At 61.5% G+C, this 21,259-nt stretch carries 23 protein-coding genes; 14 read left to right on the top strand and 9 right to left on the bottom strand.

From position 1 onward, the window contains the following. The gene (locus tag J9788_RS05370) at positions 1 to 906 is read left to right on the top strand and encodes a LysR family transcriptional regulator (RefSeq protein WP_033650272.1); all 906 of its coding nucleotides are present in this window, start codon (positions 1 to 3) and stop codon (positions 904 to 906) included. Positions 907 to 949: 43 nt separating this feature from the next. On the opposite strand, the gene J9788_RS05365 is transcribed toward J9788_RS05370, so the two are convergent. Further along, positions 950 to 2,134 (bottom strand): peroxidase-related enzyme, encoded by a 1,185-nt coding sequence (locus tag J9788_RS05365; RefSeq protein ID WP_182264365.1) that lies wholly within the window; start codon positions 2,132 to 2,134, stop codon positions 950 to 952. A 17-nt stretch (positions 2,135 to 2,151) separates the two neighbouring features. Between J9788_RS05365 and J9788_RS05360 the strand changes: the two genes are divergently transcribed. After that, on the top strand, positions 2,152 to 2,409 hold the full coding sequence (locus J9788_RS05360) for a hypothetical protein (protein WP_182264366.1): 258 nt from the start codon (positions 2,152 to 2,154) through the stop codon (positions 2,407 to 2,409). A gap of 146 nt (positions 2,410 to 2,555) precedes the next feature. Here J9788_RS05360 and sapF read toward each other — a convergent pair whose 3' ends face one another. Genes sapF through sapA form a run of 5 tightly spaced genes read right to left on the bottom strand, consistent with a single transcriptional unit; the run spans position 2,556 to position 7,850 of the window. Beyond that, positions 2,556 to 3,368, bottom strand: coding sequence for a putrescine export ABC transporter ATP-binding protein SapF (gene sapF, locus J9788_RS05355; protein ID WP_016927550.1), 813 nt, complete (start codon positions 3,366 to 3,368; stop codon positions 2,556 to 2,558). Position 3,369: 1 nt separating this feature from the next. Next, positions 3,370 to 4,362 carry a putrescine export ABC transporter ATP-binding protein SapD gene (sapD, locus tag J9788_RS05350; protein WP_004930587.1) on the bottom strand — a complete coding sequence of 331 codons (993 nt, stop codon included), beginning with the start codon at positions 4,360 to 4,362 and terminating at the stop codon, positions 3,370 to 3,372. Next, positions 4,362 to 5,252, bottom strand: a complete 891-nt coding sequence (gene sapC, locus J9788_RS05345) for a putrescine export ABC transporter permease SapC (protein ID WP_004930580.1) — start codon at positions 5,250 to 5,252, stop codon at positions 4,362 to 4,364. The genes sapD and sapC overlap by 1 nt, the downstream gene beginning before the upstream one ends. Beyond that, complete coding sequence (sapB, locus tag J9788_RS05340; RefSeq protein ID WP_004930575.1) at positions 5,239 to 6,204, bottom strand: putrescine export ABC transporter permease SapB; 966 nt, start codon at positions 6,202 to 6,204, stop codon at positions 5,239 to 5,241. The genes sapC and sapB overlap by 14 nt, the downstream gene beginning before the upstream one ends. Then, the gene (gene sapA / locus J9788_RS05335; protein ID WP_182264367.1) at positions 6,201 to 7,850 is read right to left on the bottom strand and encodes an ABC transporter substrate-binding protein SapA; all 1,650 of its coding nucleotides are present in this window, start codon (positions 7,848 to 7,850) and stop codon (positions 6,201 to 6,203) included. Before sapA ends, sapB begins: the two co-directional genes overlap by 4 nt. 204 nt (positions 7,851 to 8,054) lie before the next feature. On the opposite strand from sapA, the gene folE2 reads away from it, so the two are divergent. From folE2 to zigA, 3 genes are read left to right on the top strand one after another with little or no spacing between them, the layout of a single operon-like run. After that, positions 8,055 to 8,981 (top strand): GTP cyclohydrolase FolE2, encoded by a 927-nt coding sequence (folE2, locus tag J9788_RS05330; RefSeq protein WP_182264368.1) that lies wholly within the window; start codon positions 8,055 to 8,057, stop codon positions 8,979 to 8,981. Further along, positions 8,971 to 9,531, top strand: coding sequence for a carbonate dehydratase (locus J9788_RS05325; protein WP_033643236.1), 561 nt, complete (start codon positions 8,971 to 8,973; stop codon positions 9,529 to 9,531). Before folE2 ends, J9788_RS05325 begins: the two co-directional genes overlap by 11 nt. Before the next feature lie 10 nt (positions 9,532 to 9,541). Beyond that, positions 9,542 to 10,729, top strand: coding sequence for a zinc metallochaperone GTPase ZigA (gene zigA / locus J9788_RS05320; RefSeq protein WP_182264369.1), 1,188 nt, complete (start codon positions 9,542 to 9,544; stop codon positions 10,727 to 10,729). A gap of 193 nt (positions 10,730 to 10,922) precedes the next feature. Here the strand turns inward: zigA and pspF are convergent, their stop codons facing one another. After that, positions 10,923 to 11,930, bottom strand: coding sequence for a phage shock protein operon transcriptional activator (gene pspF / locus J9788_RS05315; RefSeq protein WP_046898220.1), 1,008 nt, complete (start codon positions 11,928 to 11,930; stop codon positions 10,923 to 10,925). A gap of 184 nt (positions 11,931 to 12,114) precedes the next feature. Here pspF and pspA point away from each other — a divergent pair, with 184 nt between their 5' ends. The 7 genes from pspA to tyrR all read left to right on the top strand — a co-directional run bounded on the left by pspA (position 12,115) and on the right by tyrR (position 18,114). Beyond that, complete coding sequence (gene pspA, locus J9788_RS05310) at positions 12,115 to 12,780, top strand: phage shock protein PspA (protein ID WP_004930555.1); 666 nt, start codon at positions 12,115 to 12,117, stop codon at positions 12,778 to 12,780. A gap of 63 nt (positions 12,781 to 12,843) precedes the next feature. Next, positions 12,844 to 13,071 carry an envelope stress response membrane protein PspB gene (gene pspB / locus J9788_RS05305; RefSeq protein ID WP_004930553.1) on the top strand — a complete coding sequence of 76 codons (228 nt, stop codon included), beginning with the start codon at positions 12,844 to 12,846 and terminating at the stop codon, positions 13,069 to 13,071. Then, on the top strand, positions 13,071 to 13,430 hold the full coding sequence (gene pspC / locus J9788_RS05300; protein ID WP_033643233.1) for an envelope stress response membrane protein PspC: 360 nt from the start codon (positions 13,071 to 13,073) through the stop codon (positions 13,428 to 13,430). Before pspB ends, pspC begins: the two co-directional genes overlap by 1 nt. Before the next feature lie 96 nt (positions 13,431 to 13,526). After that, the gene (gene pspD, locus J9788_RS05295; protein WP_071991647.1) at positions 13,527 to 13,793 is read left to right on the top strand and encodes a phage shock protein PspD; all 267 of its coding nucleotides are present in this window, start codon (positions 13,527 to 13,529) and stop codon (positions 13,791 to 13,793) included. Beyond that, positions 13,774 to 15,171 carry a YcjX family protein gene (locus tag J9788_RS05290; RefSeq protein WP_182264370.1) on the top strand — a complete coding sequence of 466 codons (1,398 nt, stop codon included), beginning with the start codon at positions 13,774 to 13,776 and terminating at the stop codon, positions 15,169 to 15,171. Before pspD ends, J9788_RS05290 begins: the two co-directional genes overlap by 20 nt. Further along, positions 15,168 to 16,229, top strand: coding sequence for a YcjF family protein (locus J9788_RS05285; protein ID WP_182264371.1), 1,062 nt, complete (start codon positions 15,168 to 15,170; stop codon positions 16,227 to 16,229). The genes J9788_RS05290 and J9788_RS05285 overlap by 4 nt, the downstream gene beginning before the upstream one ends. A gap of 313 nt (positions 16,230 to 16,542) precedes the next feature. Beyond that, positions 16,543 to 18,114: a transcriptional regulator TyrR gene (gene tyrR, locus J9788_RS05280; protein WP_046898224.1), complete on the top strand. Its 1,572-nt coding sequence runs from the start codon at positions 16,543 to 16,545 to the stop codon at positions 18,112 to 18,114. A gap of 56 nt (positions 18,115 to 18,170) precedes the next feature. On the opposite strand, the gene tpx is transcribed toward tyrR, so the two are convergent. Beyond that, positions 18,171 to 18,674, bottom strand: coding sequence for a thiol peroxidase (gene tpx / locus J9788_RS05275; RefSeq protein ID WP_004930536.1), 504 nt, complete (start codon positions 18,672 to 18,674; stop codon positions 18,171 to 18,173). Between the two features lie 225 nt (positions 18,675 to 18,899). On the opposite strand from tpx, the gene ycjG reads away from it, so the two are divergent. After that, on the top strand, positions 18,900 to 19,874 hold the full coding sequence (gene ycjG, locus J9788_RS05270) for an L-Ala-D/L-Glu epimerase (RefSeq protein WP_182264372.1): 975 nt from the start codon (positions 18,900 to 18,902) through the stop codon (positions 19,872 to 19,874). Positions 19,875 to 19,877: 3 nt separating this feature from the next. Here the strand turns inward: ycjG and mpaA are convergent, their stop codons facing one another. Next, positions 19,878 to 20,585, bottom strand: coding sequence for a murein tripeptide amidase MpaA (mpaA, locus tag J9788_RS05265; protein WP_033643228.1), 708 nt, complete (start codon positions 20,583 to 20,585; stop codon positions 19,878 to 19,880). A 206-nt stretch (positions 20,586 to 20,791) separates the two neighbouring features. On the opposite strand from mpaA, the gene J9788_RS05260 reads away from it, so the two are divergent. Further along, positions 20,792 to 21,142, top strand: a complete 351-nt coding sequence (locus tag J9788_RS05260; protein WP_015378006.1) for a hypothetical protein — start codon at positions 20,792 to 20,794, stop codon at positions 21,140 to 21,142. Positions 21,143 to 21,259: the final 117 nt, after the last annotated feature.

Raw genomic sequence — 21,259 nt, 5'->3', positions numbered from 1 at the left:
ATGGATATTAAACAACTGATTTATCTGTGTAATTTAGAACGGGAGCGCCACTTCGGCCGGGCGGCGGAAGCCAGCTTCGTTAGCCAGCCGACGCTGTCCATGCGATTGAAAAATCTGGAAAAAGAACTGGGCGTTTCGCTGATTAACCGCGGCAACCATTTCGGCGGCTTTACCGCCGAGGGCGAACGGGTGTTGGCGTGGGCGCGCGAGATCGTCTCGGTCTACCAAGGGCTGAAACTGGAGGTGGAGTCGCTCAAGCACGGCTTGCACGGCACGTTGCGCCTCGGTGTGGTGCCGCAGTGCAGCATCTCGGTGGCGGAAATGCTCAAGGCGGTCAGCGAACGTTATCCCCATCTTGATTATCGGTTGGCGGTGCTGAGCGCCGATCAGCTGCTGGAGGCGCTGACGGCGCACACCGTAGATATCGGCATCGGCTTTTTCGAGCTGTCGACCTTGAAAGAACTGCATTTCCAATCGCAGCCGCTGGTGGAAACCGGCGTTGAGCTGGTGTTTCATCCGCAGCATTTCCCTAAGCTGGTGGGGGATGCGCCGTTGCCGCTGGAGGCAGTGGCCGCCTTGCCGCTGTGTCTGGCCGAGCCGACGCGTTATTTCCGCCGCTATCTCGATCAGCATTTCCGCGACGCTGGATTGACGCTGCACCCGCGGCTGGAAACTACCTCTATCTTCCAACTGCTGGAGGGGATTTTCGTCGGGTTGGGCTGCGGGTTGTTCCCGCGCGGCCAACTGCAATCGCCGCTGATGCCGGCATTGCAGCGGCGTCCGGTGGCCATCGCCGCCATGCCGCGTCATGCGGCGGTGGTGGTCGATATGTCGGAGCGCGCCACGCCGTTGGCGCAGAAGTTTTTCGATGCCGCCAGCGAGTGGTTGCGGCGGCAAAATATCTGAAGGAAGAATGTATTGCGGCCAGTAATTAGCCGCGTAGTGGTATTCAGTCGGTAGCGCTGAAAGATTCCGCATCACCCAGCGTTTGGCGCAGGCGGTTTTCCCAGGCGTAGAGCGCGACGGTGAGGATCACCTCCAGCGCCTGCGCCTGATCCAGGCCGCTGTTGAACAGCGGCTGCACGCTCTGCGGGGTGAACTTCTCAGGTGCGCGAGTCAGCTCGGCGGCGGTGCGCATCACCGCGAGTTTTACCGCATCTTCGGTATACGCCAGCCCCTGAGGCAGCCCGGCGAACAGCGCCTGAACCAATCCCTCATCCTGCAATTCTTGCGCGACGGTGGCCGCGCAGTAACGGCTGCCGTTGATGCGCGAGACCGCCAGCGTCGCCAGCGCCTTGAGGCGACTCGATAACCCATATCCTTCGGCATTGATGCCGTTGAACACCCCGTTGCGCTCGCGCAGGGTGGCGGCGTCGTGGGCCAACAGCAAATAATAAGATTCGGCGCGCGCCTGCGGGTGACTTTGATCCAACACATCAAGCTGTTCGGCGGCGGCGGTTTCCGCGTCGATCGGCGGCAGGCGGGCGAACCAATTCAGTTCGTCGGCGCTGAAAGCGATGCCATCGGCGTCTTCGACGTTAGGAAAGCCGGGCACCACCACCGCCGGCCGGCCGGCCAACGCCGCGACGCCGGCGACCACGCGCGCCTGATAGCTGACAAAACCGATCACCTGCGAAAAGGTGACAATATCCGCCGGGCTCAGCCCGACGTCGGCGAGCTGTTGCAGCGCCTTGCGGCAAATCAGCGTGGGCTGGCTGGCAAGCTGGCGGGCATATTGGGTGATCTGAGCAAGGCGGATATTGCTTTCCCGGGAGGCGTCCGGGCTGTGCAGCGGGGCGAGGCGGGCGGCGTAGTGGCTACAAAGCGATTGCACGCCCGCCACCTGAGCGACGGTCAACGCGGTGCTGAGGCGATCGTAGGGTGACAGTGTCACGTAGCGTGACAGCGGCACCTGGTCGGGAAACAGCGCGTGGTAACCGGCCAACGAGGCGCTGAACACCCCGGCGCGAGCGCTGAGCGCATTGTTTAAGGCTGCATCGGCGAAGGCGCCCAGCCCCAGCAGAAAGCGATCGCGAAGGGTGGCCGCCTGGGGTTCCAGCGGCGCATCGCCCCGCACGCTGCTTTGGGTTTCGTGATACCACTGGGCATTATGTTGTCGACGGAGTCGTTCCATAGGGTCAATCCTTAATCATGATCAACAACCGCCGCTGCGCGCGGCAGCGTCGGCTGGACAAAGAGGCAACATGCCCGCAGGCGGGGCGAAAGGCGGTTTTAACGCAGCTCATCACAGCAGAGGGCGTGGCCGTAAACAGAAAAACCGGCTGCCAGCGTGAGCAGAAACTGCGTAAGGCGGCGATGGCGAATGCTGTTCATCAGTGCGATATCCTGTCGTATGAGAAGTGCAACGTAGGGGATATCCTCACCGATCGCCCTGGCGAGATAAAATAATGTTACGGACTAATCAATAACTGGAAGGAATAAAATATAAGGATATATAACAAGAATGTAATTTGCATGTGCGCTTTCTTGCTAAGCGGCAGGCGCGCAAGGCGATAAAAAACCCGCCGCAGCGGGTTTGGAGGTGAAGGCGTGACTCAGAAGCGGCCGCCGTCGCGCCGCCAGGCATCGGCGGTCAGCGCCTCGCCGAAGTGGCTGGCGATAAGGCGCTTGGTCAATTCGTGCAGCGGCGCCGCCAACACCTCCGCGGTGCTGCCGCGTTCGACGATTTCCCCTTCGTGCATCACCAGCACCTGGTCGCTGATATGCTTCATCATGCCGAGGTGCTGGGTGACGTAGATATAGGAAATGCCGTGTTTTTCCTGCAGCTCCAGCATCAGATTGATGATTTGCGAGCGCATCGACATGTCCAACGAGGCCAGCGCCTCATCGGCGACGATCACCTTCGGTTGCAGGATCAGCGCGCGGGCCAGCGCGACGCGCTGTTTTTGCCCGGAGGCCAGCATGTGCGGATAGTAGTAGGCGTGATCCGGCAGCATGCCGACCTGGCGCAGCGTTTGGTTGATACGCTGCTCCCGCTCGGCGGGCTCAAGATCGGTGTTCAGCCGCAGCGGCGCATCCAGCAGCTGGCCGATGCGCTGGCGCGGGTTGAGCGAGGTGCTCGGATCCTGAAAAATCATGCGAATACGCTGGCTGCGGTAACGATAATCGCCGAACGCCAGCGGATGATCGTCGATCAGCAGCTCGCCGGCGGTGGGTTCCACCATGCCGGAGAGCATCTTCGCCAGCGTGGATTTGCCGGAGCCGTTCTCGCCGATCACCGCCAGCGTCTGGCCTTCGCGCAGGGTAAAGCTGACCGATTTCACCGCCTCGACGTGCTGGCGGCGGAACAGCCCGGTGCGGTAGCGGTAGGTTTTGCTCAGGTTGCGCACTTCCAACAGCGTTTCCATGTTATTGCTCCTCCATGTTCAGCGGGAAGTGGCAGGCAAAGAAGTGGTTCTTGACCGGGCGCAGGCGCGGCGTTTCGATGCACTTCTTCTGCGCGTAAGGGCAACGCGGCCCCAGACGGCAGCCGATCGGCAGGTGTTCCAGCGAAGGAATGGCGCCCGGCAGCGTATTCAACCGGCTTTTGTGCGGCAGCGAGCGGCCGAAGTCTGGCATGGCGCGGATCAGCGCCTGGGTGTACGGGTGGTGCGGCGCCGCCAGCAACTCTTCGCACTGGGCGCTCTCCACCGTTTGCCCGCAGTACAGCACGTTCACCCGATCGGCCCACTTGCTCATCATCTGCAGGTCGTGGCTGATCAGCAGAATGGTGGTGTTGTTGTTCTGGTTGAGGCGCGCCAACAGACGGAAAATCTGCGCCTGCGTGGTCGGTTCCATGGCGTTGGTCGGCTCATCGGCGATCAGCAGGCGCGGTTGGTTGGCCAGCGCGATGGCGATCATCACTTTCTGGCACTCGCCTTCCGTCAGCTCGTACGGGAAGCTGCCCATGATGTCGTCATGATCCTTGATACCGACGCGGTGCAGCAATTCGATGGCGCGGCGTTTGCGCCAGTTGAAGCGCTGCCACCAGTGGCCCTTGTAGGTCCAGCCCGGGATGGCCTGCGCCAGCTGACGGCCGATGCTTTCGGAAGGGTCGAGACAGGACTGCGGCTCCTGGAAGATCATTGAGACGTTGTGGCCCACCAGCCTGCGCCGCTCGCGCGGGCTCAGCTGCAGCAGATCGATGTCGTCGAAACGAAAGCGATCGGCGGTGACGCGCCAGTTATCTTTGGTTACGCCGCAGATGGCCTTGGCGATCAGGCTCTTGCCGGAGCCCGATTCGCCCACCAGTCCGCGCACCTCGCCCTCGGTCAGCGTCATGCTGACGCGATCGACCGCCTTGACCGGCCCTTCGGCGGTCATAAATTCAATCGTCAAATTGCGGATATCGAGTAACGGCATTATTCCACCCCGGCATTGATTGCGCGGCGCATACCGTCGCCTAACAGGTTAACCAGCAGCACGCTGACGAGAATGGCCGCGCCGGGCAGCATCACCGTCCAGGGCGCGACGTACACCAGCTCAAGCGAATCGCCGAGCATCGCTCCCCATTCCGGCGAAGGCAACTGCGCGCCGAGATCGAGGAAGCCGAGTGCGGCGATATCCAAAATGGCCATCGACAGCGCGCGGGTGAACTCGGTCACCAGCACCGCCGCGATGTTCGGCATGACCGCGTACCACAGGATCTGCAGCGTGGAGGCGCCGTCAAGCCGGGCCGCCACCACGTACTCTTTCTCCAGTTCGTCGTGCACCGCGCTGTAGATGGTGCGCACCATGCGCGGCAACAAGGCGAGCCACACCGCCAGCATGGCGTGTTCAAGTTTGGGGCCGATAAACGCCACCACCACGATCGCCAGCAGCAGCGACGGAATCGACAGCAGGGTATCGAGGATGTGGTTGAGCACCGCCGAGCGCAGCCCGTGGGTGACGCCGGCGAACACGCCGAGGATCACCCCGCAGAACGCCGCGGCCAGCGTCACCGCCAGCGCGGAACCGAAGGTGGCGGCGGTGCCGGTTAACAGGCGGCTGAGGATGTCGCGCCCGAGATCGTCGGTGCCGAGGAAGAACGACACGTTGCCGTAGCGCGACCAGGACGGCGGCAGCAGTTGATAGCCGAGGAACTGCTGATCCAGCGCGTAGGGCGCCAGCAGGCTGCCGAACAGCGACAGCAGCAGCAGGGCGATCACGCCGTAAAAACCGATCATCGCCAGCGCGTCGCCGTAGAAAATCCGCCAGGTGTAGCGCAGCGGGCTCGGCATCTTTTTCTCGCGGTATACGTTATCGAAGGGCATACCATTCCTTATGTTTCAGCGGGTTGGTTGCCGCACCCAGAATGTCGGCCAGCACGTTAATGGTGATCACCAGCGTGCCGACCACCATCACGCCGGCGGAGATCGCCGCATAGTCCTGTTGGCGAATGGCGTTGATCAGCCAGCGGCCGAGACCCGGCCAGCTGAACACCACTTCGGTGATCATTGCCAGCGTGAGCATGGTGGAGAACTGCAGCCCGAGTTTGGGCACGATCGGCGGCAGCGCGTTGTGCAACACGTGGCGACGAATAATGGTAAAGCGCGACAGGCCGCGGGTGGCGGCGGCCTTGATGTAGTTTTGGCTCAGCACGTCATCGGTACTGATGCGCATCAGCCGCACCACTTCGGTGGTGGGCGCCACCGCCAGCGCGGCGATCGGCAGGATCATGTGGCGCAGGGCGCTGCCGATCATCTCGGCGCGATACGGCGAGTCCGACAGCCAGGCGTCGATCAGCGCGAAACCGGTGATGGGTTTCACCTGATACAGCAGATCGAAACGGCCGGAAACCGGCAGCCAGCCGAGATGCAGCGAGAAGAACAGCATCAGCAGCAGCGCCAGCCAGAACACCGGCATCGAAAAGCCCAGCAGCGCGAAGGTGCTGATGGCGGTGTCCTGCCACTTGCCGCGCAGCACGCCGGCGATGATGCCCAGCGGAATGCCGATAAACAGCGCCAGGGCGAAGGCCAGCAGGCACAGTTCCATGGTGGCCGGGAACACTTCGCGCAGCTGTTCGCTGATCGCCTGGCCGTTGATGCTGGAGACGCCGAAGTCCCAGTGCAGCAGGCTGACGAAGTAGAACTGATAGGCGTCCAGCAGGGCGGCGCCGTTCAGCGGCGCGCGCGGCGTGAAATAGCTCAGGCTGAAGCTGACCAGCGTCAGGAAGAACAGCGTGATCAGCAGCAGCAGAATGCGGCGCAGGGTAAAGATAATCACTTTTTCACCTCCGGCGCGGATTCACGGTACACCCCGGCGAACGAAGCGTTGCCGAATGGGCTCAGCACCAATCCCTTGATGTCGTAACGATAGGCCTGCAGGCGCAGGGAAGACGCCAGCGGCAGCACCGGCAACTGCTGCTCGAGGATTTTCTGCGCCTTGCGGTAGTTGTCGATGCGCTGAGACAGCTGCTGCGACAGCAGCGCGTTCTGCAGCACTTCGTCGAAGCTCGGGTCACACCAGTGAGCATAGTTGGTTTGCGAACGGATTGCCGCGCAGCTCAGCAGCGGCCGGAAGAAGCTGTCCGGATCGTTGCTGTCGGTGGCCCAGCCGGTCAGGGTCAGATCGTGGTTCATCTCCATCAGGCGCGCTTCCTGGAAGCGGCCCTCCACCGGCACGATGGTGACGTTGATGCCTACCTGGCCGAGGTCGGCCTGGATCAGCTCGGCGGTTTTCAGCGGGCTCGGGTTGTAAGACTGCGAGGCGGTCGGCACCCACAGCTTCAGGTTCAACTGGCCGACGCCGGCCTGCCGCAGCATCTCGCGAGATTTGGCCGGATCGTACTCGGTGACGTGCGCGTCGTTGTCATAGGCCCAGGAGGCGCGCGGCAAGATCGAGGCGGCGGTTTCCGCCGTGCCGTAATAGATCGACTGCATCAACCGCTGGTTGTTGATCGCCAGCGAGATCGCCTGGCGCACATTGAGGTTGTCGAGCGGCGGTTTGCGGGTGTTGAACGCCAGATAGGCGATGTTCATCCCCGGACGCAGCGTCAGGCGCAGGCGTGGATCGTCGCGCAGGATAGACAGCTGGCTGGCCGCCGGATAAGCCAGCACGTCGCATTCGCCGGTCAGCAGTTTGGAGAGGCGGCCGGTGCCGCCGGCGCCCAGATCGATCACCACCTGCGGCATGCGCGGCAGCCCTTTCCAGTAGGCGGCGTTGCGCGCCAGGCGAATATATTGCCCCGAGCGGTATTCGTTGAGCAGGAACGGGCCGCTGCCGACCGGCTCGCGGTCGATCAGCTCCTGATGGCCCTCACGCTTCAGCAGATCGGCGTACTCGGAGGACAGCACCGGCGCGTAGTGGGTCGCCAGGTGCCACAGGAACGAGGCGTCCGGCGACTGCAGGCGAATCTCCACCGTATAGTCGTCGAGCTTTCTCACGCTCTGCACCGAATCGCCGAACTGCAGGCTGTCGAAATAGGGGTATTCGCCGCCGTTCACGTCGTGATACGGATGTTTCTGATCGAATACCCGGGCGAAGCTGAATACCACGTCGTCGGCGTTCATCTTGCGGGTGGGCGTGAACCAGGCGGTGGTCTGAAACGGCACGTCCTTGCGCAGATGGAAGCGGTAGGTGGCGCCGTTGTCCAGCACCTCCCAGCTCTGCGCCAGCTCGGGGATCAGGCGATAGGTGTAGGGGTCGACGTCCAGCAGGCGATCGTACAGCTGGGCGGCCAGGGTATCCACCGTCAGGCCGCTGCTGGCCATTTGCGGGTTGAAGGTATTCAGTATGCCGCTGACGCAATAAACAAAGCCGCTCTGGCGAATGTCCGGCAGCGGCGCCGCGCTGGGCGCGGGCGGTGTTGTCGCGGCCAGGGCAGAGCCCGTCAGGCACAACGACAGTATCCAAAAGGGTAAACCACGCATAGAGGCTCATGGGTTAATCAGCAATAGCGTTAGTGTATCGCACTCTGACCAGCAGCCCAATCCATTGAGCAAAATCGCTGAGTTTTCTGCGACTTGATTAATCAGCTCGTTCAGGGGCAGGAAAAAAGTTTTTCATGTTATGTTATAATATAACAAAATCATGTTACCGTTCCCCGGCAAAGTCACAATAACGCAAGGGGATGTATGAACGAAGTTGCACTTCCACCACGCCGTTCGCTGCCGGATGCTCAGGCATGGCGCGGCGAAATGAGTGATGTCGGGCTCGATTGGGTCGGGATGCAAGGGATCGCGCTGCCGCTGGAGCTGGTCGGCAAGCCATTGATGGCGAAGGTCGACGCCGGTATCAACCTGCGCGCCGAGGCGGCGGGCGAGCGCGGTATTCACATGTCGCGGCTGTATCTGGCGCTGGACGAGTTGACGCAGGGCGAGCTGACGCCGCAGCGCATCGGCCTTACGCTGCAGGCCTTTTTGGCTTCGCAGCCGGAACACAGCGATCGCGCCAGCTTGTCGATCAGTGGCGAGCTGTTGCTGTCACGCCCGGCGCTGCTGTCGCCGCAGCGCGGCTGGAAAGCCTATCCGCTGCGTATCGAGGCCACTCTGACGGATACGCTGACGCTGGCGCTGACCGTCGGCGTGCCTTATTCCTCCACCTGCCCGAGTTCGGCGGCGCTCAGCCGCCAGCTGGCGCAGCAACAGTTCCAGTTTGATTTTGAACAGGCGGCGGAGCGGGTCAGCCAACGGCAGGTGAGCGAGTGGCTGCTGGAGCAAGGGATGCCGGCCACCCCCCACAGCCAGCGCAGCTGGGCCTGGATCACCGTGACGCCCGAGAATGAACGGGCGTTTGAGCCGGTGAAACTGATTGACCGCATCGAACACGCGCTGGGCACGCCGGTGCAAACGCTGGTGAAACGCAGCGACGAACAGGCCTTCGCATTGGCCAACGGTCAGAACCTGATGTTTTGCGAAGACGCGGCGCGCCGCCTGTATCGCATGCTGCGCAGCCAGTGCGACTACCGCGCCTTCTCGCTGCGCGTCGAGCATCAAGAGAGCCTGCATGCCCACAATGCGGTGGCGGAGCTGAGCTGGCGGGGAGAACACCATGCTGCGTAAAAATCCCAGTGGCCATCTGCCGCAGGTCTCGCCGCTGGCCTACATCGATCCCACCGCCATTATTTGCGGCCGGGTGATCGTTGAAGATTTCGTTTACGTCGGCCCTTATGCGGTAATTCGCGCCGATGAGTTGAACGCCGTCGGCGACATGGAGCCGATCGTCATCGGTTCGCACTCCAATATTCAGGACGGCGTGGTGATCCATTCCAAGAGCGGGGCGGCGGTGACAATTGGCCGTTACAGCTCGATCGCCCACCGCGCCATTGTGCACGGCCCGTGCCGCATCGACGATCGGGTGTTTATCGGCTTCAACAGCGTGCTGTTCAACTGCCACGTTCAGTCCGGCTGCGTGGTGCGCTACAACGCGGTCGTGGACGGCGTAACGCTGCCGGAAAACCGCTATATCCCGTCGACCGAACGCGTGGGGCCGGACAGCGATTTGTCGCGCTATCGCCAGGTCGATCGCGGCGCGCTGCAGTTTTCGGAAGAAGTGGCCGCCACCAACGTCGAACTGGTGCGCGGTTACCAGGCATTACGCAATGAATTTTAATGAGGTCCCCATGAAACAACTTCCCGTGACCGTGCTTTCCGGCTTTCTCGGCGCCGGCAAGACTACGGTGCTGAACCATATTCTGAACAACCGGCAGGGCATGCGCGTGGCGGTGATCGTCAACGACATGAGCGAGGTGAATATCGACGCCGCGCTGGTGGAGAATGAAATGCGCCTCGATCGCCAGCAGGAGAAGCTGGTGGAGATGAGCAACGGCTGCATCTGCTGCACGCTGCGCGAAGACCTGCTGGTGTCGGTGCGCGAGCTGGCGCAGGACGGGCGCTTCGATTATCTGTTGATCGAATCGAGCGGCATCTCCGAACCGCTGCCGGTGGCGGAAACCTTTACCTTTGAGGATGAACAAGGGGAAAGCCTGTCGCAGTTCGCCCGGCTGGATACCCTGGTGACGGTGGTCGACGGGGTGAATTTTATCCAGCAGTATCAACAGGCGCAAAGCCTGCAGGAGGCCGGCCAAAGCCTGGGCGAGGACGATCTGCGCAGCGTGGCGGACCTGTTGATTGAGCAAATTGAATTCTGCGACGTGATCCTGGTCAGCAAGACCGATCTGTTGACGCCAACGCAACAGGGCGAAGTGATGGCGCTGCTGGCCAGCCTGAATCCCGACGCCCGCATTGTGCCGATCGCACCGGGCAAACTGCCGCTGGAGGCGGTGCTGAATACCGGCAGCTTCAGTTTTGAAAAGGCCCAGCAGGCGCCCGGCTGGCTGAAAGAGCTGCGCGGCGAACACGTGCCGGAAACGGAAAGCTACGGCATCAGCAGCTTTGTCTATCAGGCGCGGCGGCCGTTTGCGCCGGACAAGTTCTACCGCGTGATCAACGGCGACTGGGGCGGCGGTAAGCTGCTGCGTTCGAAAGGCTTCTTCTGGCTGGCGACGCGGCCGCGGCAGGCCGGGCAGTGGAGCCAGGCCGGCGGCATCGCCCATTACGGCCTGGCGGGCACCTTTTGGCGCGCGATCCCGCAAGACAATTGGCCACAAGATCCGCAAACGCGGGCGCATATACAGGAGAAATGGGTGGAGCCGTTCGGCGACATGCGCCAGGAGCTGGTGTTTATCGGCCAGCACTTGCAACAGGCGGCGATCGTGCGTCTGCTGGACGACTGCCTGCTGAGCGACGACGAAATGGCCGCCGGCGTGGACTATTGGCTGGAGATGGCAGACCCGTTCCCTGAGTGGTAATTGCGCAATCTTCGTGTGGTAATGAGAAAAATTCTCAACAAAGTGCTTTACAGACGATACTGATAACTATTATCATCGCCTGGCAGTTCACGGAAGGCCACAGTTTGCGGCTCTGATGTGGAAGGCACGACATTGCTCACATTGCTTCCAGTGTTTTTTAAGCCAGCTCGGGTGCTGGCTTTTTTTTTGTCTGTTATTCCTCGTCTTGCTCGCCGTTTTGCAGCAGCGCATGCTTTTTCAGCATACCGCGTAGCTGATGGTAGGTGAGCCCCAGCAGCTGCGCCGCCTTGCGCTGGTTGAACCGGCCTTGCTGCAGCGCTGCTTCGATCAGCGCCTTCTCTTGCTCCAACTGCCAGTTTTTCAGCTCGAGCGGCAGCGCCGGCAACGCGCCGGCGCCTTCAGGGGCAGGCGTAAGCGGCGTGGCCTCGCGTGGCGCAAACGGGTTGATGACGATCTCATCCAGCGGGTTGTCGCTGTCGCCGTGACGATAGACCGAACGTTCCACCACGTTTTTCAGTTCGCGCACGTTGCCCGGCCAGCCGTAGTTGAGCAACGTCTGCCTGGCGTGTTCGGTAAAGCCGGGAAACAGCGGCAGCGCCAGCTCACGGCACATTTGAATGGCGAAGTGCTCGGCCAGCAGCATGATGTCGGGCCGGCGTTGGCGCAGCGGCGGCAGCTGCACCACGTCGAACGCCAGCCGATCCAGCAGATCGGCGCGGAACTTGCCCGCCGCCGCCAGCGCCGGCAGATCGTCGTTGGTGGCGCACACCAGGCGCACATCTACCCGCAGCGGCTGGCTGCCGCCCACGCGTTCCAGTTGGCCGTATTCGATCACCCGCAGCAATTTCTCCTGCACCAGCATTGGCGCGGTCGCCAGCTCATCGAGGAACAGCGTGCCGCCGTCGGCGCGCTCGAAGCGGCCCAGATGACGTTTCTGCGCACCGGTAAAGGCGCCAGCCTCGTGGCCGAACAGCTCGGAGTCCAGCAGGTTTTCATTCAGCGCCGCACAGTTGAGCGAGATGAACGGCCCTTGCCAACGGTTGGAGAGGTAGTGCAGACGATGGGCGATCAGCTCTTTGCCGGTGCCGCGCTCGCCGATCACCAGCACCGGTTTGTTTAGCTTTGCCACCTGGGAGACTTGCTCCAATACTTCGACAAAGGCGTTTGCTTCGCCCAACAAATTCTCTGGCTGTTCGTTCATGATGAAATTCGCCAATGTTTGGTGAAAATAATCACTCTACAGCAAGCGCGCAGAGAGTCAAAAATAAAGAGTTGTTGTTTTTCAATTGGATAAAAGTTGGCACGGGTTTTGATTATCTCTTTGGGCAAGCTGTACGACTTAACGCGGCGCTTCAGACGCCATCAGAACCAAGAGGAAGTGAATTATGGGTATTTTTTCTCGTTTTGCCGACATCGTGAACGCCAACATCAACACCCTGCTGGACAAGGCGGAAGATCCGCAGAAGCTGGTGCGGTTGATGATCCAAGAGATGGAGGACACGCTGGTTGAAGTCCGTTCTACGTCGGCGCGCGCGCTGGCGGAGAAAAAGCAGTTGCTGCGTCGCATCGAGCAGGGTGAAAGCCAGGTAAGCGACTGGCAGGAAAAAGCCGAGCTGGCACTGCGCAAAGATAAAGAAGACTTGGCCCGCGCGGCGCTGATCGAAAAACAAAAGGTTGCCGACCTGATCGCCACGCTGACGCAGGAAGTGGCGACCGTAGAAGAAACGCTGGCGCGCATGAAGAGCGAAATCGGTGAGCTGGAAAACAAGCTGACCGAAACCCGCGCGCGGCAGCAGGCCCTGGCGCTGCGTCATCAGGCCGCATCTTCCTCGCGCGAGGTGCGCCGTCAGCTCGACAGCGGCAAGCTGGATGAGGCGATGGCGCGTTTCGAACAGTTCGAACGTCGCATCGACCATATGGAAGCCGAAGCGGAAAGCATCAGCATCGGTAAAAAGAAGTCGCTGGACCAGGAGTTTGCCGAGCTGAAAGCCGACGACGCCATCAGTGAGCAACTGGCGGCGCTGAAAGCCAAGATGAACCGCTCCGAGTAAGGCGAACCGCGGCCACACGCCGGAGGTGGCCGCCTATCCAGGATCCGATAAGAAGGAATAACAATGAGTGCTTTATTACTTGCCATTCCGCTGACAATTTTCGTGCTGTTTGTCGCGCCGATTTGGCTTTGGCTGCATTACAGCAATCGGCAACAGACCGGCATCCAGCTGAGTCAGCAAGAAATGCAGCGCCTGGCGCAGCTGGCGGAAGACGCCAAACGCATGCGTGAACGCATTCAGGCGCTGGAAGAGATCCTCGATGCGGAACACCCGAACTGGAGACAGTCCTGATGAGCATGACGCTGGGCAGTAAAAAGCTTTATCGCGTACCCGAAGAAGGCATGGTAAAAGGCGTCTGCGCCGGTCTGGCTCACTATTTCGACGTGCCGGTGCGCCTGATCCGGGTGATGGTGGTGCTGTCGCTGTTCTTTGGGCTGTTTTTCTTCACGCTGGTGGCTTATATCGCGCTGGTGTTCGTGTTGGACGAAGCGCCGGCCAGCCGTTTCGAGGGCGAGCATCAGAAGACGCCGCGCCAGTTGCTCGATCAGCTGGAATATGAGCTGGGCAGCGGCGAACAGCAGCTGCGTCAGGTCGAGCGTTACGTGACGTCCGACACCTTCGGCGTTCAGAGCCGCTTCCGCAAGCTGTAACTCTTCTTGCGATATCCGGCCTGTGCAGGCCGGATATCTCGCCGCCGTCATCCCGTTGAAGGTCATCTTAATCGTCTTGTGCCGGAGGGCATTGTCATGAATAAAATTGATGTCGCGAACGCCACCAGAACGGGTGGATTTAAATCAGGAGCGGCGGCAATGTTGAAGACATTGGCTAAAGTCATCATCATAGCGTTATTGAACTATGGCCCGGCGGGCGCCGCCGGCTGGCTGTTGAAGACCGTCGGCCGCAAACCGGTGCGCTTCGTGCTGGCGCTGGTGCTGGAGCCGCTGTTCCGTAAAGGCCTGAACAAGGCATTCGGGCGTTACGTCAAGGAGAGCAATGAAACGACTGCAAAATGAGTTAACCTCGCTGGTCAACCGCGGAATGGATCGCCATCTGCGCCTGGCGGTGACCGGCCTGAGCCGCAGCGGCAAAACCGCCTTTATCACCGCCTTCGTCAATCAACTGCTGCATGTGCACAGCGGCGCGCGCATGCCACTGTTTTCACCGGTGCGCGAAGAACGCCTGCTGGGCGTCAAGCGCATCCCGCAGCGCGATCTCGGCATCCAACGTTTCACCTACGACGAAGGGCTGGCGCAGCTGTACGGCGCGCCGCCGTCCTGGCCGACGCCGACGCGCGGCGTCAGCGAAATCCGACTGGCGCTGCGTTACCGCTCCAACGACTCGTTGCTGCGCCATTTCAAAGACACCTCGACACTGTACCTGGAGATCGTCGATTATCCGGGCGAATGGTTGCTGGATCTGCCGATGCTCGAGCAGGATTACCTGGCCTGGTCGCGCCAGATGACCGGGCTGCTGCAGGGCGAACGAGCCGAATGGGCCAAGCCCTGGCTTGAGCTGTGCAAAACCTGCGATCCGCTGGCGCCGGCCGACGAAAACCGCCTGGCGGCGATCGCCCAGGCCTACACCGATTATCTGCTGTGCTGCAAAAGCGAAGGTCTGCACTTCATTCAGCCGGGCCGTTTCGTGCTGCCGGGCGACATGGCCGGCGCGCCGGCGCTGCAGTTTTTCCCGTGGCCCGATGTTGCCGCGGTGGGCGAGTCGAAACTGGCGCAGGCCGACAAACACACCAATATCGGCATGCTGCGCGCTCGCTTCAATTATTACTGCCAGTCGATCGTCAAAAACTTCTATAAAGAGCATTTCGTCCGTTTCGATCGGCAAATCGTGCTGGTCGACTGCCTGCAGCCGCTCAACAGCGGCCCGCAGGCGTTCAACGACATGCGCCTGGCGCTGACCCAACTGATGCAGAGCTTCCATTACGGCAAGCGCACGCTGTTTCGCCGCTTGTTCTCGCCGACCATCGACAAACTGATGTTCGCCGCCACCAAGGCGGACCACATCACCGCCGATCAGCACGCCAATCTGGTGTCGTTGCTGCAACAGCTGGTGCAAGAGGCGTGGCAGAACGCGGCGTTCGAAGGCATCAGCATGGATTGCGTCGGCCTGGCCTCGGTGCAGGCGACCGAGAGCGGCATTGTCGATCATCAGGGGCAGCGTATTCCGGCGCTGAAGGGCAATCGCCTCAGCGACGGCGCGCCGCTGACGGTGTTCCCCGGCGAAGTGCCGGCCCGTTTGCCGGGGCCGGCGTTCTGGCAGAGCCAGGGATTCCACTTCGATGAGTTTCGCCCGCGTGCCATGAGCGTGGACAGCCCGTTGCCGCATATCCGTCTGGATGCGGTGATGGAATTTTTACTGGGAGACAAATTGCGATGAGCGAGCCGATCAAACCGCGTATCGATTTTGACGAGCCGTTGCAGCCGCCGCAGGAACCGACGTTGCGCGCCGGCGTCGCTTTCGACGCCGAGCAGGCGGAGAGCTTCTTTCCGGCGGCGCCGGAGCTGCAGCAGGAGGAGGAAGAAGGGCGCGCCGAGGGCATCATCAACGCTGCGCTGAAGCCGAAACGCAGCCTGTGGCGCAAAATGGTCACCGCCGGGCTGGCGCTGTTCGGCGTCAGCGTGGTGGCGCAGGGCGTGCAGTGGGTGCATACCGCCTGGGTGCAGCAGGACTGGATCGCCATGGGCGGCGGCGTGGCCGGCGGCCTGATCGTGTTCGCCGGCGTCGGTTCGGTGGTCACCGAGTGGCGGCGTTTGTATCGGCTGCGCCAGCGCGCGGAAGAGCGCGACGTGGCGCGCGATCTGTTGCACAGCCACGGACTGGGGCAAGGGCGCGAATTCTGCGAGAAGCTGGCGCGCCAGGCCGGGCTGGATCAGGGGCATCCGGCGCTGCAGCGTTGGCAGGCCTCGCTGCATGAAACCCAAAATGACCGTGAAGTGGTGGAGCTGTACGCCAAACTGGTGCAGCCGGTGCTCGACAATCAGGCGCGGCGCGAAATCAGCCGCTCCGCCGCCGAATCGACGCTGATGATTGCCGTCAGCCCGTTGGCGCTGGTGGATATGGCGTTTATCGCCTGGCGCAACATCCGTTTGATTAACCGCATCGCCGCGCTGTACGGCATCGAACTGGGCTACTTCAGCCGCATTCGTTTGTTCCGGCTGGTGCTGCTCAACATCGCCTTCGCCGGCGCCTCCGAACTGGTGCGCGAAGTGGGCATGGACTGGATGTCGCAGGATCTGGCGGCGCGGCTGTCGGCGCGCGCGGCGCAGGGCATCGGCGCCGGGTTGTTGACCGCGCGGCTGGGCATCAAGGCGATGGAACTGTGTCGCCCGCTGCCGTGGCTGGAAGGGGAGAAACCGAAGCTTGGCGATTTCCGCAGCCAGCTGATCGGCCAATTGAAAGACACGCTGAAAAAGAGCGACGGCAAGGCCAAATAACCCCGCGACGGCGCTCCTGGCAGCGCCGTTATTTCACCAGCGCCAACGCCGGACGTAATCGAGACTTGACGATAGTCGATCCCCCTGCGCTTGCGTGATAAATACCTGCAAAATTAATTCTGTTTGTGATAACTCTCTGTTTGTGGGCTAAAATGACGCCGATGCTGTTATTCGCTTGCGTTTAAAATCAGCAACCACGGCAATAAATCAGAGTTCTGTCAACTTTTGCTGACAGATCGCTTCTACCGCCCGGTGCGAGGGAGTATCATCATCGCTAACGATCCCCGCACCTGCAGAGATAAGGCCAACACTGATGCGTTTGGAAGTATTTTGCGAAGACCGCCTCGGTCTCACTCGAGAATTACTCGATCTTTTGGTATCGCGCAGCATTGACTTACGTGGCATCGAGATCGATCCCATCGGCCGCATTTACCTCAATTTCTCCCAGCTGGACTTCGATACTTTCCGCGCGCTGATGGCGGAGATCCGTCGCATCGCCGGCGTGACCGACGTGCGCACCGTCAGCTTTATGCCTTCCGAACGCGAGCATCGCGCGCTGCGTGCGCTGCTGGAGTCGATGCCGGAGCCGGTGTTCTCTATCGACATGAAGGGCAAGGTCGAGCTGGCCAATCCGGCGGCGCTGGCGTTGTTCAGCCTGAACGAAGACAAGATCCGCAACCAGACCGCCGGGGCGCTGATCGGCGGCTATAACTTCAGCCGCTGGCTGGAGAGTGAGCATACGGCGCCGCACTCAGAACGGGTGGTGATCCGCAGCCAGGACTTCCTGATGGACATTACGCCTATCTATCTGGAGGACGAACAGCAACAGCCGGCTGCGGTCGGCGCGGTGGTGATGTTGAAGTCCACCGCGCGCATGGGCCGCCAACTGCAAAATCTGTCGGTGAACGACGATACCGAATTCGATCACATCGTCGCGGTGAGCGCCAAGATGCGTCACGTGCTGGAGCAGGCGCGCAAACTGGCGATGCTCGATGCGCCGCTGCTGATCGTGGGCGATACCGGCACCGGCAAGGATATTCTGGCTCGCGCCTGCCACCTGCGCAGCCCGCGCGGCAAACAGCCGTTCCTGGCGCTGAACTGCGCCGCGCTGCCGGATGACGTGGTGGAGAGCGAGCTGTTCGGCCATGCGCCGGGCGCTTATCCCAACGCGCTGGAAGGTAAAAAGGGCTTCTTCGAGCAGGCCAACGGCGGTTCGGTGCTGCTGGATGAGATTGGCGAAATGTCGCCGCGCATGCAGACCAAACTGTTGCGCTTTCTCAATGACGGCACGTTCCGCCGGGTCGGCGAAGAGCATGAGGTGCACGTTGACGTGCGCGTGATCTGCGCCACCCAGAAGAACCTGACCGAGCTGGTGCAGCGCGGCGAATTCCGCGAAGACCTCTATTATCGCCTCAACGTGCTGACCATCACCATTCCGCCGCTGCGCGAACGTCCGCAGGACATCATGCCGCTGACCGAGCTGTTCGTGGCGCGCTTCGCCGATGAGCAGGGCGTGGCGCGGCCCAAGCTGGCGAACGATCTGGGCGGTTTCCTCAGCAAATACGGCTGGCCGGGCAACGTGCGCCAGCTGAAAAACGCCATCTACCGCGCGCTGACGCAAACCGAAGGCTACGAACTGCGGCCGCAGGATATCGTGTTGCCGGAGTTCGAGGTGGAGATGTCGCTGGGCGACGAGGTGCTGGACGGTTCGCTGGACGACATCAGCAAGCGTTTCGAGCGCTCGGTGCTGACGCGCCTGTATCGCACCTATCCCAGCACCCGCAAGCTGGCGAAGCGGTTGGGCGTTTCCCATACCGCCATCGCCAACAAGCTGCGCGAGTATGGCCTGAGCAGCCGCAAAGGCGGCGCTGAGGGCGAAGAATAAAAAAGGCGCCTTGCGGCGCCTTCCCGTGTATCCAAAGCCGGCGTTCGCCGGCTTTATTATTTCAGCGCTGCCAGCGCCGCGTCGTAATCCGGCTCGGTGGTGATTTCGTTCACCAGCTCGCTGTACAGCACGTTGTCCTGGCCATCCAGCACCACGACCGCACGCGCGGTCAGGCCCGCCAATGGACCTTCGGCGATTTCAACGCCGTACGCCTGTTTGAACTCGGCGCCGCGCAGGGTTGACAGCGTGACCACGTTGCTCAGGCCTTCCGCGCCGCAGAAACGAGACTGGGCGAACGGCAGATCGGCGGAGATGCACAGCACCACGGTATTATCCAGGCCGCTGGCCAATTGGTTGAATTTACGCACCGACGTCGCGCAGACGCCGGTATCGATGCTTGGGAAGATGTTCAGGACTTTGCGTTTACCCGCGAAGCTGCTCAGCGCTACGTCTGACAGGTCTTTGGCAACCAGCGAGAAGGCCTTGGCCTGTTCGCCCTGCTGTGGCAGTTTGCCCGCTACGCTGACCGGATTGCCTTGAAAATGTACTGTCTGAGTCATTGCTAGATTCCTTTTACAGGTGTTTATACAAAGGATATGAACCTGATGGAGCGGCGCGCCGGCGACGGCTGTTAACATCAGGTTCACACTCTGACGCCAGTTTATGACAAGCGGGGCGGATTGGATATCAAAGTTTGCTAAATAGTTGTATATATTAGGCTGTTCTATAAAACATCACCGGCGCATCAGCCTGCCTGGATGCGCAGTTTTCGCTCAGGAGCCGTTATGAGAGACATGCGTTTTTACCCGGAAGCCTGGCCGCTGCACACCGCCTTCGTGATCGCGCGCGGCAGCCGCACCGAAGCCCGGGTGGTGGTGGTCGAAATCGAACAGCAGGGCATGCGCGGCGTCGGCGAATGCACGCCGTATCCGCGCTATGGCGAGAGCGAGGAATCGGTGATGGCGCAGCTGGCTGAGATGGCGCCGGCGATCGCGCAGGGCATCACCCGCGAGCAGCTACTGACGCAGATGCCGGCGGGCGCGGCCCGCAACGCGCTGGACTCGGCGCTGTGGGATCTGGAGTGTTGTCTGCACGGGCAGACCCTGTGGCAGCGCAGCGGCGTGACGGCGCCGGCGCAGATCCGCATGGCGCAGACCGTCAGCATCGGTACGCCGGAAGCGATGGCCTTCGCCGCGCGTGAGCTGGAGCGGCAGGGCGCCACGCTGCTGAAGATCAAACTCGACGATCACTATATCAGTGAACGGCTGGTGGCGATCCGCGCCGCGGTGCCGCAGGCGACGCTGATTGTCGACGCCAATGAATCCTGGCAGGCGGAAGGGCTGGCGGCGCGCTGCCAGCTGTTGGCCGATCTCGGCGTGGCGATGCTGGAGCAGCCGCTGCCGGCCGGTGACGACGCCGCATTGGAACACTTTATTCATCCGCTGCCGATCTGCGCCGATGAGAGCTGCCACACCCGCGCCGATCTGCCGCGGCTGGCGCAACGCTATCAGATGGTCAACATCAAACTGGACAAAACCGGCGGTTTGACCGAGGCGCTGGCGCTGGCGCAGGCCGCGCGCGAACAGGGATTCGCCATCATGCTCGGCTGCATGTTGTGCACGTCGCGGGCGATATCCGCCGCCTTGCCGCTGGCGCCGGCGGCGCGCTTCGTCGATCTGGACGGCCCGACCTGGCTGGCGCGGGACGTCGAACCGGGTCTGGCGTTCGAATGCGGGGCGATCGTCGATCTCGCCCCGTAGGGATTAATTCGGGTAGGTCAACAGTTCGGTCATGGCGTCGATGTAGCGCTCGCTGGCGGCATCGGCGGAGATCGGCGGGAATTCGGCGGTGATGCACGGCAGCGACAGATCCGCGCACCAGCTGCCGAACGAACCGGGCGTTTCATAGCCGACGCTGGTCACCAGCGGGAGTTCGAACTTGTGCGACAGCCAAACGCCGAGCCGCGAGCTGGCGGGATCTTCGATGCAGGCCAGCGGCTCATGGAACGACACCACCCAATGCGGCTTCAGGCGATGGATCAGATGACACAGCGCCTGGGTTTCCGGTTCGGAGCCGGGGCGCCCGCCGGTGGAGAGCCTGACGTCGCGCACCGGCGCCGCGCTGTTCCAGCGATAGACGGTGTCGCCGGAGCGCCAGTTGGCGGCCGGGAAGTTGCGGTTCAGATCGACGCCGTTGGCATTGGCGCGCAGCCCCAGCTGACAGCCGTCGGGGTTGACCGCCAGCACCACGTGGTGGCGCAACTGTTCGGGGGCGATGCTGCGCAGCGCGCAGGACAGGGTTACGATGGCGGCGCTCTCATCGCCGTGGGTGCCGGCGATGATCAGCCCGGTTTCCGGGCCGCTGACCGCCGCCGGGAAATAGAGCAGCGGCGCGCCCAGCAGCGAGCTGCCGTAGTTCTCTCCTGCGACGGCCAACTGGCCACGTTCACTGCGCGGTCGATGTTCGGTCATGGTGTTGTCCCTGAGTTAAAGGCCGAGAGTCATTGTCATTTTATTCAGTGTATTACGCTTTAAGACTTCTTTCCCATCGCAATTGTGCGGCGTTTGCGCGATCTGTGATGCGGTAGCGGCGAAAACGCCAATTAAACCGCACCTGACCTGAGGCTATTGTTATACTAACGGCAGAGTTAAGCCAATCACCCGCAAGAGGATTTAACATGCCAGTAGCCAGAATCATCGCCAGCTATAGCGAAAATGAAAATGACACCATCACGCTGCTGTGCGGCGTAGACGCTGAAAACCAGATCCGTCAGGGGGAATGGTTCGGCGTGGTGAAAAATGACGACGGGCGCGGGGACGAATCGAACTATCCGTTCACCCTGCATATCGATTACCAGAAAGATGCCTTCTATCTCGACTACGGCTACGACGACGCGGATGCGCGTCAGCTGCAAAAAACCGATATCTCGGCTCGTCCGCTGGCTGAGAAAGGCTTCTTCACCGTGTTCGATGAAGAAGAGGGTGAAGAGTTCAGCTATCGCATCAACAGCATCCACCTGTACGACTGACGGTCGCTGCCGCAATCCCACCCGTGCCGCCCTGCGCCGCACGGGTTTTTTATCGCCTGAATCGCACTTTTTGCAACTTCTTGCCCGCGGGCTCTAGGCCGGATGGATCTTGTGCTA

The sequence above is a fragment of the Serratia sp. X10 genome, from assembly GCF_017811775.1.
Classification (GTDB): Bacteria; Pseudomonadota; Gammaproteobacteria; order Enterobacterales; family Enterobacteriaceae; genus Serratia; species Serratia ureilytica.
The sequence above is the reverse complement of the archived record's forward strand: the minus strand, read 5'-3'. Positions and strand labels throughout refer to the sequence as shown.

Bases quoted from the DNA above. Each gene is read 5' to 3' on its own strand.
- J9788_RS05285 (WP_182264371.1), top strand. From the start codon at position 15,168: ATGAGCGAGCCGATCAAACCGCGTATCGATTTTGACGAGCCGTTGCAG.
- pspC (WP_033643233.1), top strand. From the start codon at position 13,071: ATGAGCATGACGCTGGGCAGTAAAAAGCTTTATCGCGTACCCGAAGAA.
- J9788_RS05365 (WP_182264365.1), bottom strand. From the start codon at position 2,134: ATGGAACGACTCCGTCGACAACATAATGCCCAGTGGTATCACGAAACC.
- J9788_RS05360 (WP_182264366.1), top strand. From the start codon at position 2,152: ATGATCAACAACCGCCGCTGCGCGCGGCAGCGTCGGCTGGACAAAGAG.
- pspF (WP_046898220.1), bottom strand. From the start codon at position 11,930: ATGAACGAACAGCCAGAGAATTTGTTGGGCGAAGCAAACGCCTTTGTC.
- folE2 (WP_182264368.1), top strand. From the start codon at position 8,055: ATGAACGAAGTTGCACTTCCACCACGCCGTTCGCTGCCGGATGCTCAG.
- sapA (WP_182264367.1), bottom strand. From the start codon at position 7,850: ATGCGTGGTTTACCCTTTTGGATACTGTCGTTGTGCCTGACGGGCTCT.
- sapF (WP_016927550.1), bottom strand. From the start codon at position 3,368: ATGGAAACGCTGTTGGAAGTGCGCAACCTGAGCAAAACCTACCGCTAC.
- sapC (WP_004930580.1), bottom strand. From the start codon at position 5,252: ATGCCCTTCGATAACGTATACCGCGAGAAAAAGATGCCGAGCCCGCTG.
- J9788_RS05325 (WP_033643236.1), top strand. From the start codon at position 8,971: ATGCTGCGTAAAAATCCCAGTGGCCATCTGCCGCAGGTCTCGCCGCTG.
- tpx (WP_004930536.1), bottom strand. From the start codon at position 18,674: ATGACTCAGACAGTACATTTTCAAGGCAATCCGGTCAGCGTAGCGGGC.
- pspA (WP_004930555.1), top strand. From the start codon at position 12,115: ATGGGTATTTTTTCTCGTTTTGCCGACATCGTGAACGCCAACATCAAC.
- J9788_RS05370 (WP_033650272.1), top strand. From the start codon at position 1: ATGGATATTAAACAACTGATTTATCTGTGTAATTTAGAACGGGAGCGC.
- ycjG (WP_182264372.1), top strand. From the start codon at position 18,900: ATGAGAGACATGCGTTTTTACCCGGAAGCCTGGCCGCTGCACACCGCC.
- zigA (WP_182264369.1), top strand. From the start codon at position 9,542: ATGAAACAACTTCCCGTGACCGTGCTTTCCGGCTTTCTCGGCGCCGGC.
- sapD (WP_004930587.1), bottom strand. From the start codon at position 4,362: ATGCCGTTACTCGATATCCGCAATTTGACGATTGAATTTATGACCGCC.
- J9788_RS05290 (WP_182264370.1), top strand. From the start codon at position 13,774: ATGAAACGACTGCAAAATGAGTTAACCTCGCTGGTCAACCGCGGAATG.
- pspD (WP_071991647.1), top strand. From the start codon at position 13,527: ATGAATAAAATTGATGTCGCGAACGCCACCAGAACGGGTGGATTTAAA.
- mpaA (WP_033643228.1), bottom strand. From the start codon at position 20,585: ATGACCGAACATCGACCGCGCAGTGAACGTGGCCAGTTGGCCGTCGCA.
- J9788_RS05260 (WP_015378006.1), top strand. From the start codon at position 20,792: ATGCCAGTAGCCAGAATCATCGCCAGCTATAGCGAAAATGAAAATGAC.
- tyrR (WP_046898224.1), top strand. From the start codon at position 16,543: ATGCGTTTGGAAGTATTTTGCGAAGACCGCCTCGGTCTCACTCGAGAA.
- pspB (WP_004930553.1), top strand. From the start codon at position 12,844: ATGAGTGCTTTATTACTTGCCATTCCGCTGACAATTTTCGTGCTGTTT.